Origin of the sequence: Thalassospira sp. UBA1131 (genome assembly GCF_002311515.1) — a bacterium.
Classification (GTDB): domain Bacteria; phylum Pseudomonadota; class Alphaproteobacteria; order Rhodospirillales; family Thalassospiraceae; genus Thalassospira.
Genome location: NZ_DCAO01000116.1, coordinates 22,050 through 35,704, shown reverse-complemented (window position 1 = coordinate 35,704; position 13,655 = coordinate 22,050). Strand labels below are relative to the sequence as shown.

General features: G+C 55.2%; 26 protein-coding genes. All 26 read left to right on the top strand.

Annotation, left to right across the window (positions count from 1 at the left end; genetic code table 11):
* Nucleotides 1–144: 144 nt before the first annotated feature.
* Nucleotides 145–453, top strand: a complete 309-nt coding sequence (rpsJ, locus tag B3Z49_RS19825; RefSeq protein ID WP_008892173.1) for a 30S ribosomal protein S10 — start codon at nt 145–147, stop codon at nt 451–453.
* Nucleotides 454–469: 16 nt separating this feature from the next.
* Nucleotides 470–1,186 carry a 50S ribosomal protein L3 gene (rplC, locus tag B3Z49_RS19820; protein WP_008892174.1) on the top strand — a complete coding sequence of 239 codons (717 nt, stop codon included), beginning with the start codon at nt 470–472 and terminating at the stop codon, nt 1,184–1,186.
* Between the two features lie 5 nt (nt 1,187–1,191).
* Nucleotides 1,192–1,812, top strand: coding sequence for a 50S ribosomal protein L4 (gene rplD / locus B3Z49_RS19815; RefSeq protein WP_008892175.1), 621 nt, complete (start codon nt 1,192–1,194; stop codon nt 1,810–1,812).
* Nucleotides 1,809–2,111 carry a 50S ribosomal protein L23 gene (locus B3Z49_RS19810; protein WP_008892176.1) on the top strand — a complete coding sequence of 101 codons (303 nt, stop codon included), beginning with the start codon at nt 1,809–1,811 and terminating at the stop codon, nt 2,109–2,111. The genes rplD and B3Z49_RS19810 overlap by 4 nt, the downstream gene beginning before the upstream one ends.
* A gap of 4 nt (nt 2,112–2,115) precedes the next feature.
* A complete protein-coding gene (rplB, locus tag B3Z49_RS19805; protein WP_063087033.1) occupies nt 2,116–2,943 on the top strand; it encodes a 50S ribosomal protein L2 in 828 nt (275 codons plus the stop codon).
* 16 nt (nt 2,944–2,959) lie between these two features.
* The gene (gene rpsS, locus B3Z49_RS19800) at nt 2,960–3,238 is read left to right on the top strand and encodes a 30S ribosomal protein S19 (protein ID WP_008892178.1); all 279 of its coding nucleotides are present in this window, start codon (nt 2,960–2,962) and stop codon (nt 3,236–3,238) included.
* A 2-nt stretch (nt 3,239–3,240) separates the two neighbouring features.
* Nucleotides 3,241–3,621, top strand: coding sequence for a 50S ribosomal protein L22 (gene rplV, locus B3Z49_RS19795; RefSeq protein ID WP_008892179.1), 381 nt, complete (start codon nt 3,241–3,243; stop codon nt 3,619–3,621).
* Nucleotides 3,621–4,307, top strand: a complete 687-nt coding sequence (rpsC, locus tag B3Z49_RS19790; RefSeq protein WP_008892180.1) for a 30S ribosomal protein S3 — start codon at nt 3,621–3,623, stop codon at nt 4,305–4,307. The genes rplV and rpsC overlap by 1 nt, the downstream gene beginning before the upstream one ends.
* A 12-nt stretch (nt 4,308–4,319) precedes the next feature.
* Complete coding sequence (rplP, locus tag B3Z49_RS19785; RefSeq protein ID WP_008892181.1) at nt 4,320–4,739, top strand: 50S ribosomal protein L16; 420 nt, start codon at nt 4,320–4,322, stop codon at nt 4,737–4,739.
* A gap of 6 nt (nt 4,740–4,745) precedes the next feature.
* On the top strand, nt 4,746–4,946 hold the full coding sequence (gene rpmC / locus B3Z49_RS19780; protein WP_008892182.1) for a 50S ribosomal protein L29: 201 nt from the start codon (nt 4,746–4,748) through the stop codon (nt 4,944–4,946).
* 26 nt (nt 4,947–4,972) lie between these two features.
* The gene (gene rpsQ / locus B3Z49_RS19775; RefSeq protein WP_008892183.1) at nt 4,973–5,206 is read left to right on the top strand and encodes a 30S ribosomal protein S17; all 234 of its coding nucleotides are present in this window, start codon (nt 4,973–4,975) and stop codon (nt 5,204–5,206) included.
* Nucleotides 5,207–5,240: 34 nt separating this feature from the next.
* A complete protein-coding gene (rplN, locus tag B3Z49_RS19770) occupies nt 5,241–5,609 on the top strand; it encodes a 50S ribosomal protein L14 (RefSeq protein ID WP_008892184.1) in 369 nt (122 codons plus the stop codon).
* Complete coding sequence (gene rplX / locus B3Z49_RS19765; RefSeq protein ID WP_008892185.1) at nt 5,609–5,926, top strand: 50S ribosomal protein L24; 318 nt, start codon at nt 5,609–5,611, stop codon at nt 5,924–5,926. The genes rplN and rplX overlap by 1 nt, the downstream gene beginning before the upstream one ends.
* An 11-nt stretch (nt 5,927–5,937) precedes the next feature.
* Nucleotides 5,938–6,477, top strand: a complete 540-nt coding sequence (rplE, locus tag B3Z49_RS19760) for a 50S ribosomal protein L5 (protein WP_008892186.1) — start codon at nt 5,938–5,940, stop codon at nt 6,475–6,477.
* Between the two features lie 13 nt (nt 6,478–6,490).
* Nucleotides 6,491–6,796, top strand: coding sequence for a 30S ribosomal protein S14 (gene rpsN, locus B3Z49_RS19755; protein ID WP_064780511.1), 306 nt, complete (start codon nt 6,491–6,493; stop codon nt 6,794–6,796).
* 12 nt (nt 6,797–6,808) lie between these two features.
* A complete protein-coding gene (gene rpsH / locus B3Z49_RS19750; protein ID WP_008892188.1) occupies nt 6,809–7,207 on the top strand; it encodes a 30S ribosomal protein S8 in 399 nt (132 codons plus the stop codon).
* Nucleotides 7,208–7,219: 12 nt separating this feature from the next.
* On the top strand, nt 7,220–7,753 hold the full coding sequence (rplF, locus tag B3Z49_RS19745; RefSeq protein ID WP_008892189.1) for a 50S ribosomal protein L6: 534 nt from the start codon (nt 7,220–7,222) through the stop codon (nt 7,751–7,753).
* 11 nt (nt 7,754–7,764) lie between these two features.
* Nucleotides 7,765–8,118 carry a 50S ribosomal protein L18 gene (rplR, locus tag B3Z49_RS19740; RefSeq protein WP_008892190.1) on the top strand — a complete coding sequence of 118 codons (354 nt, stop codon included), beginning with the start codon at nt 7,765–7,767 and terminating at the stop codon, nt 8,116–8,118.
* Between the two features lie 11 nt (nt 8,119–8,129).
* Nucleotides 8,130–8,705 (top strand): 30S ribosomal protein S5, encoded by a 576-nt coding sequence (rpsE, locus tag B3Z49_RS19735; RefSeq protein WP_008892191.1) that lies wholly within the window; start codon nt 8,130–8,132, stop codon nt 8,703–8,705.
* 6 nt (nt 8,706–8,711) lie between these two features.
* Entirely contained in the window at nt 8,712–8,906 is a 195-nt protein-coding gene (rpmD, locus tag B3Z49_RS19730; RefSeq protein WP_007091489.1) for a 50S ribosomal protein L30, read from the top strand.
* Nucleotides 8,907–8,935: 29 nt separating this feature from the next.
* On the top strand, nt 8,936–9,421 hold the full coding sequence (rplO, locus tag B3Z49_RS19725; protein WP_008892192.1) for a 50S ribosomal protein L15: 486 nt from the start codon (nt 8,936–8,938) through the stop codon (nt 9,419–9,421).
* Nucleotides 9,422–9,501: 80 nt separating this feature from the next.
* The gene (gene secY / locus B3Z49_RS19720) at nt 9,502–10,848 is read left to right on the top strand and encodes a preprotein translocase subunit SecY (RefSeq protein WP_120225141.1); all 1,347 of its coding nucleotides are present in this window, start codon (nt 9,502–9,504) and stop codon (nt 10,846–10,848) included.
* Between the two features lie 30 nt (nt 10,849–10,878).
* On the top strand, nt 10,879–11,523 hold the full coding sequence (locus B3Z49_RS19715) for an adenylate kinase (RefSeq protein ID WP_008892194.1): 645 nt from the start codon (nt 10,879–10,881) through the stop codon (nt 11,521–11,523).
* A 119-nt stretch (nt 11,524–11,642) separates the two neighbouring features.
* A complete protein-coding gene (gene rpsM, locus B3Z49_RS19710; RefSeq protein WP_008892195.1) occupies nt 11,643–12,011 on the top strand; it encodes a 30S ribosomal protein S13 in 369 nt (122 codons plus the stop codon).
* Between the two features lie 15 nt (nt 12,012–12,026).
* On the top strand, nt 12,027–12,419 hold the full coding sequence (gene rpsK, locus B3Z49_RS19705; protein ID WP_008892196.1) for a 30S ribosomal protein S11: 393 nt from the start codon (nt 12,027–12,029) through the stop codon (nt 12,417–12,419).
* Between the two features lie 123 nt (nt 12,420–12,542).
* The gene (locus B3Z49_RS19700; RefSeq protein ID WP_008892197.1) at nt 12,543–13,559 is read left to right on the top strand and encodes a DNA-directed RNA polymerase subunit alpha; all 1,017 of its coding nucleotides are present in this window, start codon (nt 12,543–12,545) and stop codon (nt 13,557–13,559) included.
* Nucleotides 13,560–13,655: the final 96 nt, after the last annotated feature.

Genomic DNA, 13,655 nt, shown 5'->3' with positions numbered 1-13,655 from the left:
GTTGTTGCCAAGATCATCGAATAATTTTTTCTCTTGATCTTTGTGGAGCGGGCGGCTATGTAAGCCGCCCGCAACACTTTTGCGGCAATCGTCAACTCCAGTTGAGGGGCCGGTGTCCTTTTGAGGGCTCCGGTACATAATTACATGGATAGTCAGAACATTCGCATTCGCCTCAAGGCGTTTGACCATCGCGTGCTGGATCAGTCCACGCGTGAGATCGTCAATACGGCGAAGCGCACTGGCGCAGAGGTCCGCGGCCCGATTCCGCTGCCGACCCGCATCGAAAAGTACACTGTTCTGCGGTCTCCGCACGTGAACAAAAAGTCACGCGAACAGCTTGAAATCCGTACGCACAAGCGTCTTCTCGACATTGTCGACCCGACCCCGCAAACCGTCGATGCTCTTATGAAGCTCGACCTTGCGTCCGGTGTCGATGTCGAGATCAAACTTTAATCGGGAGTAAGCCGCAATGCGTAGTGGACTTATTACCCAGAAGGTCGGTATGACCCGCGTCTTCAACGACGACGGTTCCCACCTTCCTGTAACCGTTCTGAAGGTCGAAGATCTTCAGGTTGTCGCCAACCGTACCAACGACACCGACGGCTACGTCGCTGTTCAGCTTGGTTATGGCAAAGCGAAAGTGAAAAACGTATCCAAGCCGATGCGTGGCCACTTCGCCAAAGCCAAGGTTGAGCCGAAAGCCAAACTTGCTGAATTCCGCGTGAGCGAAGATGGCCTGATCGAAGTTGGTGCAGAACTTGCTGCAACCCATTTCGTCGAAGGCCAGTACGTTGACGTAATCGGCACGTCCATCGGTAAAGGTTTTGCCGGTGCGATGAAGCGTCACAACTTCGGTGGTCTGCGTGCGTCGCACGGTGTGTCTGTATCGCACCGTTCGCATGGTTCCACCGGTCAGTGCCAGGACCCGGGCCGCGTCTTCAAAGGTAAGAAGATGGCTGGTCACCTCGGTGCCGCACGTGTAACCGTTCAGTCCCTTAAAGTCGTGTCTTCGGACGCCGACAAAGGCCTGATCCTGGTGCATGGTGCCGTTCCGGGTCACAAGGGTGCCTATGTCCTTGTCAAGGATGCCGTGAAGCGTGCTGCACCGGAAGGTCTGCCGTTCCCGGCCGCGCTCAAGGGTGCTGCCCCGGCCGCTGAAGAAGCTGTCGCCGAGGATAAGGAATAAGCATCATGAAGCTCGACATTCTCAAACTTGACGCTTCCAAGTCCGGTAAGATTGATCTTGCAGAAGACATCTTTGGTCTGGAAGTACGTCGTGACGTCCTGCACCGCATGGTGAACTGGCAGCTGGCAAAACGCCGTGCCGGTACCCACAAGGTAAAGGAAAAGTCCGAAGTTTCCGCAACCACGAAAAAATTCGTGCGTCAGAAGGGTAGTGGCGGTGCACGTCACGGTTCCCGTAAAGCCGCACAGTTCCGTGGTGGTGGTACCGTGCACGGTCCGCGCGTTCGCGACCACGCACACGATCTGACCAAGAAGTTCCGTAAACTCGCGCTGAAAACCGCTCTGTCGGCTAAGGCAAAAGACGGTAAGCTTATCGTTCTTGATAATGCGGAATTCTCGGACGCCAAAACCAAGAATCTGGTCGCAGTTTTCAATAAACTCGGCTGGAAGTCTGCACTGATCATCGACGGTGCGCAGGTCAACGAAGGTTTTGCACGCGCAGCGCGCAACATCCCGCAGGTTGATGTGCTCCCGCAGATTGGTGCTAACGTCTATGACATCCTGCGCCGTGACACCCTGGTGCTGACCAAGGGTGCGGTCGAAGCGTTGGAGGCACGTCTCAAATGACGATCATCAGCAAAGAGCGGATGTACGAAGTCATCCGCGCCCCGCATATCACTGAAAAGTCGACGCTGATTTCTGAACACAACGCAGTTGCGTTCAAAGTTGCGATCGACGCCACCAAGCCGGAGATCAAGGCTGCTGTGGAAGGTCTGTTCGGGGTGAAGGTCAAGGCGGTCAATACCTCTGTGGTAAAAGGAAAGACCAAGCGTTTTCGCGGTATTTCCGGTCGTCGGAGCGATTTCAAGAAAGCGATGGTGACCCTCGAAGAGGGCCAGTCCATCGATGTGACTACGGGAATCTAAGACAATGGCTTTGAAGAAGTTTAAACCAACCTCTCCTGGTCGCCGTCAGCTGGTTCTCGTGGATCGTTCTGATCTCCACAAGGGCAAGCCGATCAAAGCGTTGACCGAAGGTCTTCGCAAGAAAGGTGGCCGTAACAACACTGGTCGTATCACCGCCCGCCGTATTGGTGGTGGTCACAAACGTCGTTACCGTCTCATCGACTTCAAACGTACCAAGTTTGACGTCGTCGGTACCGTCGAGCGTTTGGAATATGATCCGAACCGTACCGCGTTTATCGCACTGGTTCGCTATTCCGACGACGAGCTGGCCTACATCCTCGCACCGCAGCGTCTCGCTGTCGGCGACAACATTGTTGCCGCTGAACGCGTAGACATTAAGCCGGGTAACGCCGCACCGCTGAAGAACATTCCGGTCGGTACCATTGTCCATAACGTCGAACTGAAAGCCGGTAAAGGTGGTCAGGTCGCACGTTCAGCAGGCTCGTATGTACAGCTTGTTGGTAAGGACCAGGGTTACGCCCAGCTTAAGCTGTCCTCCGGTGAGGTACGTTTGGTTCGTGGTGAATGCATGGCTACCATCGGTGCCGTGTCCAACCCGGACCATCAGAACTCGAACCTTGGTAAAGCCGGCCGTAATCGCTGGCTTGGCAAGCGTCCTTCGGTTCGTGGCGTTGCCATGAACCCGATCGATCACCCGCATGGTGGTGGTGAAGGTCGTACGTCGGGTGGTCGTCACCCGGTTACGCCGTGGGGCAAGCCTACCAAGGGCAAACGTACCCGCTCGAACAAAAAGACCGACGCGCTCATCATGCGCCGTCGTCACAAGAGCTAACGGAGGAGGCTAGACTATGGCGCGTTCCGTTTGGAAGGGTCCGTTTGTTGACGGATACCTTCTTAAGAAAGCCGATACTGTCCGTGCCTCAGGCCGGAATGAGGTAATTAAGACCTGGTCGCGGCGTTCGACGATTCTGCCGCAATTCGTAGGCCTCACCTTTGGGGTTTACAATGGCCAGAAATTCCTGCCGGTGCTCGTGACCGAAGATATGATTGGTCACAAGTTCGGTGAATTCTCGCCGACCCGTACCTACTATGGTCACGCGGCCGACAAAAAGGCGAAGAGGAAGTAACGATGGGTAAGAAAGCTGACATCCGTCGGCTGGCGGATAACGAGGCCGCGGCTTCGCTCCGGGCAGTACGCATTTCCCCGCGTAAGCTCAACCTCGTCGCCGAGTCGATTCGTGGTATGAAGGCAGAAGCTGCTTTGGCAGAACTGACCTTCTCCAATAAACGCATTTCGCAGGACGTCAAAAAGCTGCTGGAATCGGCAATTGCTAATGCCGAAAACAACCATCAGCTCGATGTTGACCGTCTCTATATTAAAGAGGCATCTGTTGGTAAGGCCTTCGTAATGAAGCGCTGGCGCGCCCGTGCACGCGGTCGTGTTGGCAAAATCATTAAGCCGTTCTCCAACATGCGCATCGTCGTTTGCGAACGTGAGGAGGCCGAGTAATGGGTCAGAAAATTAATCCGATCGGTCTGCGCGTTGGCATTAACCGTACCTGGGATTCCCGCTGGTACGCCAACAAGGCCGATTTCGCTGGTCTTCTTCACGAAGATCTCGCGATCCGCAATTTCATCTTCGACCGTCTGAAACAGGCGGGTGTATCGAAGGTGATTATCGAACGTCCGGCGAAGAAAGCCCGCATTTCGATCCACACCGCTCGTCCGGGCGTTGTGATCGGGAAAAAAGGCCAGGACATCGAGAAGCTCAAGAACGATCTGCAGAAACTGGCAAATGCCGAAGTGCAGGTTAACATCATCGAGATCCGCAAGCCGGAACTCGATGCCAAGCTGGTCGCTGACAACATCGCCCAGCAGCTTGAGCGCCGTGTTTCGTTCCGTCGCGCTATGAAGCGCTCGGTTCAGAACGCAATGCGTCTCGGTGCCGGTGGCATTCGTATTAATGCTGCTGGTCGTCTTGGTGGCGCTGAAATCGCCCGTACCGAATGGTACCGTGAAGGTCGCGTTCCGCTGCATACCCTGCGTGCGGACGTTGATTATGGCACTTCGGAAGCACACACCACCTACGGTGTTTGCGGTCTGAAGGTCTGGATCTTCAAGGGCGAAATCATGGCACATGATCCGTTGGCTTCGGAGCGTCGCGCTCTCGAGTCGGCTGGTTCCGGTCGTAAGTAAGGAGATCCTGATATGCTTTCTCCGAAACGTACAAAGTTCCGCAAAGCCCACAAAGGCCGCCTCAAAGGCGAAGCCAAGGGTGGCACCGAACTTAATTTCGGCGCTTATGGCTTGAAAGCCATGGAGCCGGAGCGTATAACGGCGCGTCAGATCGAAGCGGCTCGCCGCGCGATCACCCGCCACATGCGCCGTCAAGGCCGTGTGTGGATTCGCGTTTTCCCGGATCTCCCGGTCTCGCAGAAGCCTGCCGAAGTCCGTCAGGGTAAAGGTAAAGGCTCGCCTGAATATTGGGCGGCACGCGTTAAACCGGGTCGGATCATGTTTGAACTCGACGGTGTTCCGTTGGATCTTGCACGCCGAGCTTTCGAGCTGGCAGCGGCAAAATTGCCGATCAAGACCAAGTTTGTCACCCGTCTTGGTGAAGGGGAGTAATTAGTGATGAAAATTGCTGATCTCCGCGCTAAAAGCGCTGACGAACTGAAGCAGCTGCTTCTGGACCTGCGTAAGGAATCGTTCAATATGCGTTTCCAGCAGGCTTCGGGGCAGTTCGAGAACACTGCGCGGGTCCGCCAGGTCCGTCGTGATATTGCCCGCATTAAAACCCTTCTCGGTAACGAGAAGGGTGCAACCGCGGCCTAACTGGACACGCAGAGGAGTAGACACACATGCCGAGGCGTGTATTGCAGGGGACAGTCGTTTCGACCAAAAACGACAAGACCGTGGTGGTCCGAGTGGAGCGCCAGGTCATGCACCCGCTGTATAAAAAGTACGTGCGTAAGTCGAAGAAATTCCACGCGCACGATGAAGAGAACCGCTTCAAAACGGGTGACGTTGTTCGCATTCGCGAATGCAAACCGATCTCGAAGTTGAAGTCTTGGGAAGTAGTGGTCGAGGAGTGAGTCCTCAGCCCAATCATAGTCAAGGGGTAAACCCATGATCCAGATGCAGTCCAATCTGGACGTCGCCGACAACAGCGGCGCTCGCCGCGTCCAGTGCATCAAGGTGCTGGGCGGCTCGAAGCGCAAAACCGCCAACGTTGGTGATGTTATCGTGGTTTCCGTCAAGGAAGCCATTCCGCGCGGTCGCGTAAAGAAGGGTGCAGTTCACAAAGCTGTCATCGTTCGCACCGCAAAGGAAATTCGTCGTGCCGATGGCTCGGCGATCCGCTTTGACCGCAACGCTGCCGTTCTCATTAATGCGAACGGCGAGCCGATCGGCACGCGTATTTTTGGCCCGGTAACCCGCGAACTTCGTTCAAAAGGTTACATGAAGATCATTTCGCTCGCTCCGGAGGTGCTGTAATGGCTGCCAAAATTAAAAAGGGCGATCGCGTCGTTGTTCTGACGGGTAAAGACAAAGGGAAAACCGGCGAAGTTCTCGCCGCTTTCCCGACCGAGAACAAAGTTCTGGTTTCGGGCATCAACCTGGTGAAACGTCACCAGCGCCCGACCGGTGCTGATGCTGGTGGCATCGTCGAAAAGGAAGCAAAAATTGCTGTTTCCAACGTCGCGATTGTTGACCCGAAAGAAAACAAGCCGACCCGCGTCGGTTTCAAGACCCTCGATGATGGTCGCAAGGTTCGCGTAGCGAAGCTCAGCGGCGAAGTCATCGACAACTGAGGGACGGAAAAATGACGCGCCTGCGCGAACATTACAAAGAAGTGGTGCGTGACGCACTCCAGAAGGAGTTCTCCTACGAGAACACCATGGAGATTCCGCGCCTCGAGAAAATCGTGATCAACATGGGTGTCGGCGACGCCACCCAGGATCGTAAGAAGCTGGAAGGTGCTGCTGCGGATCTCGCTGCTATCACCGGTCAGAAGCCTGTCTTCACCAAGGCGAAAAAGTCCGTTGCGGCTTTCAAGCTGCGTGAAGGTATGAACATCGGTTGTAAAGTGACCTTGCGTCGCGACCGTATGTTCGAGTTCTTGGACCGCTTGGTCACCATCGCGCTGCCGCGCGTTCGTGACTTCCGCGGCCTGAACAAAAAATCTTTCGATGGTCGTGGCAACTTTGCCATGGGCTTGAAAGAACAGTTCGTCTTTCCTGAGGTAGAGTACGACAAAGTCGACTCTGTTCGCGGGATGGATATCATCATTTGTACCACGGCTAAGTCCGACGATGAAGCTCTCGCCCTTCTTAAGGGCTTTGATCTTCCGTTCGGAAACTAACGGAGGTTGGCCCATGGCCAAGAAAAGCGCTGTAGAGCGTGAACTCAAACGTGAACGCCTGGCTAAAAAATATTCTGCCAAGCGTGCCGCCCTTAAAGCGGTTATCGCAAATCGCGAGACGACCCCTGAGGATCGTATCGTTGCTGTGATGAAACTCGCCCAGCTGCCGCGTAACTCGGCTCGTATCCGTCAGCGTATTCGCTGCCAGATCACCGGTCGTCCGCGTGGTGTCTATCGCAAATTCCGCCTGTCCCGTATCGCGCTTCGTGAACTTGCTTCACGTGGTCAGATCCCGGGCATGGTGAAGTCGAGCTGGTAAGGAGGACATCACATGTCGATGACTGATCCAGTCGGTGATATGCTCACGCGTATCCGTAACGGCCAGCGCGTTGGTAAATCCAGCGTCGTTTCGCCGGCTTCGAAACTGCGTACCGGTGTGCTGGATGTTCTCCAGCGCGAAGGTTATATCCGCGGTTACAATGTTAATGAAATTCGCAAGGGCGTCAGCGAAATCACCATCGAACTCAAATATTTTGAGGGTGATGGCGTGATTAAGCAGATCGACCGCGTCTCGACCCCGGGTCGTCGTGTATATTCGAAGATCAAAGATCTTCCGAAGGTATATAACGGTCTGGGCATCGCAGTCCTGTCCACTCCGCGAGGGGTTCTATCGGATCAGGAGGCTCGCGAGCAGAATGTCGGCGGCGAAATCCTCTGCAAGGTATTCTAAGGAGGGCCAACGATGTCGCGAGTAGGAAAAAACCCGGTGGTCGTGCCTAACGGCGTTACCATCACCTTGACCGAAGAGCAGATCAGCGCAAAAGGCAAGCTCGGTGAGCTTAACCTGGCTTTGACCTCGGACGTATCCGTCACTCAGGAAGATAACCAGATCTTCGTGAAACCTAAAAACGATAGCAAGCGCGCACGTGCCCTTTGGGGTACCACCCGTGCCAATATCGCGAACCTCGTTACCGGGGTTTCGGAAGGGTTCACCAAGAAACTGGAAATCACCGGTGTTGGTTACCGTGCGCAGGTTCAGGGCAAAAACCTGGTTCTGCAGCTTGGCTTCTCACATGACGTAGAAATGGAGATCCCAGCGGGTCTTAACGTCGTTGCTGAAAAGCCGACCCTCGTCGCCATTTCTGGCGCAGATAAACAACTCGTTGGTCAGTTCGCTGCGAATGCACGCGGCTGGCGCGGTCCGGAGCCTTACAAAGGCAAGGGTGTCCGCTACGAAGGCGAGTATATCTTGCGCAAAGAAGGCAAGAAGAAGTAAGGACAGGCACGATGAAAAACGTGAGAAGCCTATTCGAACGCCGCAAGCGTCGCGTTCGTTTTGCGATCCGCCAGAAAGCGGCCGGTCGCCCGCGCCTCAGCGTGCACCGTTCGAACGCCCACATCTATGCTCAGATCATCGACGACGTCAAAGGCACCACCCTGGTGGCTGCCTCGACGATGGAGAAAGATCTGAAGGCGAAAGGCAGCAATGCCGACGCCGCTGCTCTGGTTGGCAAGGCAATTGCCGAGCGCGCAGTCAAAGCTGGTGTGAAAACGGTCGTTTTCGATCGTGGCGGGTATCTGTTCCATGGCCGGGTGAAAGCTCTGGCCGATGCCGCCCGTGAGGGCGGTCTGGACTTCTAAGGAGCACGACCATGGCACGTAACCAGAATCAACAGCAGCAGGCGCCGAAAGCCCGTGAAGAAAACGAACTCGTCGACAAGCTGGTTGGTATCAACCGCGTCGCGAAAGTCGTTAAGGGCGGCCGTCGCTTTGCTTTCTCCGCAATGGTAGTTGTCGGTGACCAGCGCGGTCGCGTCGGATACGGCACGGGTAAAGCCCGTGAAGTTCCGGAAGCGATCCGTAAGGCCACCGAAGCTGCTAAACGTAACATGATCCGCGTTCCGCTGCGTGAAGGCCGTACCCTTCACCATGATACGCAGGGCCATTTCGGTGCAGGCAAGGTTATCCTTCGCTCCGCTCCGGCTGGTACCGGTATCATCGCAGGCGGTGCGATGCGTGCAGTTTTCGAAACCATGGGCGTTCAGGACGTTGTGTCCAAATGCACCGGTTCGAACAACCCGCACAACGTGATCCGCGCAACCCTTGACGCTCTGGTCAACGGTGCATCCCCGCGTCAGGTCGCTGCTAAGCGTGGCCTGAAAGTCGGTGACGTCGTTGCCCGTCGCGATAGCGGTTCGGCTGCTGCCGCCGTTCTCGAAAAGGAGTAATTCGATATGGCTGCTAAGAAAAAAGCGACCGTACGCGTTACCCAGACGGGTTCGCCGATCGGACGTCCGGCTGATCAGCGCCAGACCCTTGTGGGTCTTGGCCTGAACAAACTGCACCGGACTCGTGAGCTGGAAGATACTCCGGCTGTTCGCGGTATGATCGCAAAGGTCAAACACCTCGTCCGTGTGGACGAGGCTTGATTGACCCCAGATCGAAAAGGTGTTGAACGATGAAACTCAACGAACTCGCCGATAACCCGGGTGCCCGCAAGGCGCGCACCCGCGTCGGTCGCGGCATCGGTTCGGGCAAAGGCAAAACTTCTGGCGCAGGTCAGAAGGGTCAGAAGTCCCGTTCGGGTGTAGCCATCAATGGCTTCGAAGGTGGGCAGATGCCTATCTATCGCCGTCTTCCGAAACGCGGCTTCAAAAACCCGTTCAAGAAACAGTTCGGCGTTGTGAACCTTGGTACCCTTCAGACTGCCGTTGATAACGGCGTTCTTGAAGAAGGTGCAAATGTCACCGTCGCTGTTCTTGCGGAAAAAGGTCTGGCTCGTCCGCAGAAAGACGGTCTGCGTCTTCTTGCCAAAGGCGAACTGAAAGCGAAACTGAACATCGAAATCTCCGGTGCTTCCAAAGCAGCTGTTGAAGCTGTCGAGAAAGCTGGTGGTTCGGTCAAGGTTCTTGCTCCGGTCGCTGCTGCAGAATCCGCAGAATAAGCCTAAATTGACTTCGAGAGGGTCCGGTTCCAGTACACGGGACCGGACCCTCCAGTTTATGTGTATTGGGAGATGAGTGCATGGCATCGGCCGCCGAGCAGCTTGCCGCGAACCTGAATTGGTCCGCTTTTTCAAAGTCAACCGAGCTTAAAAAGCGTATCTGGTTCACTTTGGGCGCGCTTATTGTTTACCGTCTTGGAACCTATATTCCGGTTCCTGGTGTCGACCCGTCTATTCTTGCTGACATTTTCCGTCAGAATGCGGGTGGCGTTCTGGGCATGTTTGACATGTTCGCCGGTGGTGCGCTGGGTCGTATGACGATCTTCGCGCTGAATATCATGCCGTACATCTCGGCCTCGATTATTATTCAGTTGATGACGACTGTTTCGCCAACGCTTGAGCAACTCAAGAAGGAAGGCGAGCAGGGACGTAAAAAGATTAATCAATATACCCGCTATCTGACGGTGCTGATTGCAACGGTGCAGGCATGGGGCATTGCTGTTGGTCTTGAAAGCATGACCGGTTCTTCCGGCGCTGCTGTTCCGGATCCGGGCATGTTCTTCCGCATTACCGCTGTGATCACCCTTGTTGGTGGCACCATGTTCCTTATGTGGCTTGGTGAACAGATCACCCAGCGCGGCATTGGTAACGGTATTTCGCTGATCATCTTTGCCGGTATTGTTGCCGGCCTGCCAAGCGCGATTGCAGGTACCCTTGAACTGGGTCGTACCGGTGCGATCTCTGCACTGGTTATCGTTGCAATCATCGTTCTGGCAATCGCAGTTATCGCCTTCATCGTCTTTGTTGAACGTGCGCAGCGCCGCGTTCTGATCCAGTACCCGAAACGCCAGGTCGGCATGAAGGTCATGGAAGGTCAGAGCTCGCACCTGCCGCTCAAGATCAACACTGCCGGTGTTATTCCGCCGATCTTCGCAAGCTCGCTGCTGCTCATGCCGCTGTCGGTTGCCCAGTTCACCACCGGTGTTGATGCCCCGGCCTGGTTGACAACTGCAACTGCCCTGCTTGGCCGTGGTCAGCCGCTTTATATCGCGCTTTATATCGGTTTGATCGTCTTCTTTGCCTTCTTCTACACCGCGGTTGTTTTCAACCCGGAAGATACGGCAGACAACCTGAAGAAACACGGTGGCTTTATTCCGGGCATTCGTCCGGGTAAAAATACAGCCAACTATCTGGATTTCATTCTGACCCGTCTGACGGTGATCGGTGCAGCGTATCTTGCATTCGTCTGTATCCTGCCGGAACTTCTGATCGCGGAATGGTCTGTTCCCTTCTACTTTGGTGGGACTAGCCTCCTGATCGTTGTCACGGTAACCATGGATACCGTTGCGCAGATTCAGTCTCATATGCTGGCTCATCAGTATGAAGGCCTGATCAAGAAATCCAAACTGCGTGGTCGCCGCCGCTAACAAGCGACCACCGCATTCAGGGGGAAGACGATGAATATTATCCTTCTTGGCCCTCCCGGCGCAGGGAAAGGTACCCAGGCCAAGCGTCTTGAAACAGGACGCGGCATGATCCAGCTCTCGACGGGCGACATGCTCCGCGCGGCGGTTGCCGCTGGCACGGAACTGGGGCAGAAGGCAAAGGAAGTCATGGATGCGGGCCAGCTCGTATCCGACGATCTGATGATCGGTCTGATTTCCGAACGACTTGATCAGGATGATACCAAGGGTGGTTTCATTCTGGACGGGTTCCCACGCACGACCGCCCAGGCAGAAGCCCTGGACGAGATGCTGGAATCCAAGGGACTGGCACTTGATTATGTGATTGAACTGCGTGTTGACGATGCAGCACTGGTGGCCCGTATTGTTGGTCGCTATACCTGTGCGAAATGCGGGCAGGGCTATCACGACGAGTTCCAGAAACCCGCCAAGGAAGGTGTCTGTGACGTATGTGGCAGCACCGAATTTAAACGCCGTGCGGACGACAATGCCGAGACGGTCACTTCGCGACTGGAAGCTTATCACAAGCAGACAGCACCGATCATTCCTTACTATGAAAAGGTCGGTAAGCTGAAAACAGTTGACGGGATGGCTGAAATCGACCAAGTTACGCGCGAGATTGAAGCCATCCTGGGGTAATTTCCCGGGCAGGGCGTTTTTTTGCTGGCGGGTTGGCAGTAATGCTGGCCCGCTTTTGCAGCGTCCTACCCTACCGGATCTGCCCCTGGGTTTGTTAACAGGAAACAGGAGTTCACATAGTGGCTCGTATTGCTGGCGTAAACATCCCGACCGCTAAGCGTGTCGTGATTGCGCTTACCTACATCACCGGTATTGGCCCGGCTAAAGCCAAAGAAATTTGCGCAAAGGTTGGCATCGAATCCGCAACCCGCGTTCATCAGCTTTCTGATGACCAGGTTCTGAAGGTTCGTGAAGTCATCGACGCTGATTACACCGTCGAAGGCGACCTCCGTCGTGAAACCGCAATGAACATTAAACGTCTGATGGACCTGGGTAGCTATCGCGGCCTGCGTCATCGTCGCGGTCTCCCGGTACGCGGTCAGCGTACCCACACCAACGCTCGCACCCGTAAGGGCCCGGCTAAGCCGATTGCTGGCAAGAAGAAGTAAGGTAGGGGAACGACAATGGCGAAGACTCCTCAGACTCGCGTGCGTCGCCGCGAGCGCAAGAACATTACGAACGGTATCGCGCACGTAAACGCGACCTTCAACAACACCATGATCACCATCACCGACGTACAGGGAAATACCATTTCCTGGTCGACCGCTGGTGGTATGGGTTTCCGCGGTTCGCGTAAATCGACTCCGTATGCTGCACAGATGGCTGCCGAAGACGCAGGTAAAAAAGCTGCTGAACACGGTATGAAAACCCTCGAAGTACAGGTTAAAGGCCCGGGTTCGGGACGTGAATCTGCACTGCGTGCGCTTCAGGCTGTCGGTTTCACCATTACGTCGATCAAAGACGTAACGCCGATTCCGCACAACGGTTGCCGTCCGCGTAAACGTCGTCGCGTCTAATCGCGTCGATCCTTGCGGACGACCCCGCGTTTGGGCCCGGGATGACCGGGCCTCTTCGCGTTTCTCGTGGGGGCAAGTTTATTGCCCTCCTTTCCATAGGCTCCAGTTGCGAAGGTGGGTCTCGTGATTCAAAAGAACTGGCAGGAACTGATTAAGCCGACGAAGCTTGATGTTACTCCGGGTACTGATGCCAGCCGTATTGGTACGATCGTGGCAGAACCGCTGGAGCGCGGTTTTGGTCAGACTCTGGGTAACGCGCTGCGTCGCATTCTGCTGTCGTCGCTCCAGGGTTCGGCAGTTACCGCGATCCAGATCGATGGTGTATTGCACGAATTTTCGTCGATCCCGGGTGTGCGTGAAGATGTCACCGACATCATCCTGAACATCAAGACCATGGGCGTGCGCATGCATGCTGAAGGTCCGAAGAAAATGGCTCTGAAGGCGACCGGCCCTGGTGCAGTCACCGCAGGTCAGATCGAAACCGGTGCGGATATCGAAATCCTTAACCCGGATCTCGAGCTTTGCCATCTTGACGATGGTGCTACGCTCAACATCGAATTCACCGTTGATAACGGTAAAGGCTATGTTGCAGCCAGCTCGCACAGCTCGTCGGACGCGCCGATTGGTCTTATTCCGATCGATGCGATCTTCAGCCCGATCCGTAAAGTGGCCTACAAGGTGGAAAACACCCGTGTTGGTCAGGATACCGACTTTGACAAGCTGTCGCTGACCGTTGAAACCAACGGTGCACTGACCCCTGAAGATTCGGTTGCACTTGCTGCCCGTATCCTTCAGGACCAGCTGTCGCTGTTCGTCAACTTCGAAGAGCCGGAAGCGGTTGTCGAAGAGAAGAAAGAAGACGAACTGCCGTTCAACCGTAACCTTCTGCGTAAGGTTGACGAGCTTGAGCTGTCGGTACGTTCGGCTAACTGCCTGAAGAACGACAACATCATCTATATCGGTGATCTTGTTCAGAAGACCGAAGCAGAAATGCTCCGTACGCCGAACTTCGGCCGTAAGTCGCTGAACGAAATCAAGGATGTACTGGCTCAGATGGGTCTGCATCTTGGTATGGAAGTCGGCGGTTGGCCGCCGGAAAACATCGAAGAACTTGCGCGCAAGTTCGAAGATCCGTTCTAAGAACGGGTCTTCGGCCTTCGGGCCGAGATCGGAACATTCGTGTTCCAAACCGGGGACCCCAGTTGTTTGGGCATCCGGCGGGCTTGTTGCCCACAC

Coding starts and splice junctions, on each gene's coding strand:
- rpsJ (WP_008892173.1), top strand. CDS start 145: ATGGATAGTCAGAACATTCGCATTCGCCTCAAGGCGTTTGACCATCGC.
- rplC (WP_008892174.1), top strand. CDS start 470: ATGCGTAGTGGACTTATTACCCAGAAGGTCGGTATGACCCGCGTCTTC.
- rplD (WP_008892175.1), top strand. CDS start 1,192: ATGAAGCTCGACATTCTCAAACTTGACGCTTCCAAGTCCGGTAAGATT.
- B3Z49_RS19810 (WP_008892176.1), top strand. CDS start 1,809: ATGACGATCATCAGCAAAGAGCGGATGTACGAAGTCATCCGCGCCCCG.
- rplB (WP_063087033.1), top strand. CDS start 2,116: ATGGCTTTGAAGAAGTTTAAACCAACCTCTCCTGGTCGCCGTCAGCTG.
- rpsS (WP_008892178.1), top strand. CDS start 2,960: ATGGCGCGTTCCGTTTGGAAGGGTCCGTTTGTTGACGGATACCTTCTT.
- rplV (WP_008892179.1), top strand. CDS start 3,241: ATGGGTAAGAAAGCTGACATCCGTCGGCTGGCGGATAACGAGGCCGCG.
- rpsC (WP_008892180.1), top strand. CDS start 3,621: ATGGGTCAGAAAATTAATCCGATCGGTCTGCGCGTTGGCATTAACCGT.
- rplP (WP_008892181.1), top strand. CDS start 4,320: ATGCTTTCTCCGAAACGTACAAAGTTCCGCAAAGCCCACAAAGGCCGC.
- rpmC (WP_008892182.1), top strand. CDS start 4,746: ATGAAAATTGCTGATCTCCGCGCTAAAAGCGCTGACGAACTGAAGCAG.
- rpsQ (WP_008892183.1), top strand. CDS start 4,973: ATGCCGAGGCGTGTATTGCAGGGGACAGTCGTTTCGACCAAAAACGAC.
- rplN (WP_008892184.1), top strand. CDS start 5,241: ATGATCCAGATGCAGTCCAATCTGGACGTCGCCGACAACAGCGGCGCT.
- rplX (WP_008892185.1), top strand. CDS start 5,609: ATGGCTGCCAAAATTAAAAAGGGCGATCGCGTCGTTGTTCTGACGGGT.
- rplE (WP_008892186.1), top strand. CDS start 5,938: ATGACGCGCCTGCGCGAACATTACAAAGAAGTGGTGCGTGACGCACTC.
- rpsN (WP_064780511.1), top strand. CDS start 6,491: ATGGCCAAGAAAAGCGCTGTAGAGCGTGAACTCAAACGTGAACGCCTG.
- rpsH (WP_008892188.1), top strand. CDS start 6,809: ATGTCGATGACTGATCCAGTCGGTGATATGCTCACGCGTATCCGTAAC.
- rplF (WP_008892189.1), top strand. CDS start 7,220: ATGTCGCGAGTAGGAAAAAACCCGGTGGTCGTGCCTAACGGCGTTACC.
- rplR (WP_008892190.1), top strand. CDS start 7,765: ATGAAAAACGTGAGAAGCCTATTCGAACGCCGCAAGCGTCGCGTTCGT.
- rpsE (WP_008892191.1), top strand. CDS start 8,130: ATGGCACGTAACCAGAATCAACAGCAGCAGGCGCCGAAAGCCCGTGAA.
- rpmD (WP_007091489.1), top strand. CDS start 8,712: ATGGCTGCTAAGAAAAAAGCGACCGTACGCGTTACCCAGACGGGTTCG.
- rplO (WP_008892192.1), top strand. CDS start 8,936: ATGAAACTCAACGAACTCGCCGATAACCCGGGTGCCCGCAAGGCGCGC.
- secY (WP_120225141.1), top strand. CDS start 9,502: ATGGCATCGGCCGCCGAGCAGCTTGCCGCGAACCTGAATTGGTCCGCT.
- B3Z49_RS19715 (WP_008892194.1), top strand. CDS start 10,879: ATGAATATTATCCTTCTTGGCCCTCCCGGCGCAGGGAAAGGTACCCAG.
- rpsK (WP_008892196.1), top strand. CDS start 12,027: ATGGCGAAGACTCCTCAGACTCGCGTGCGTCGCCGCGAGCGCAAGAAC.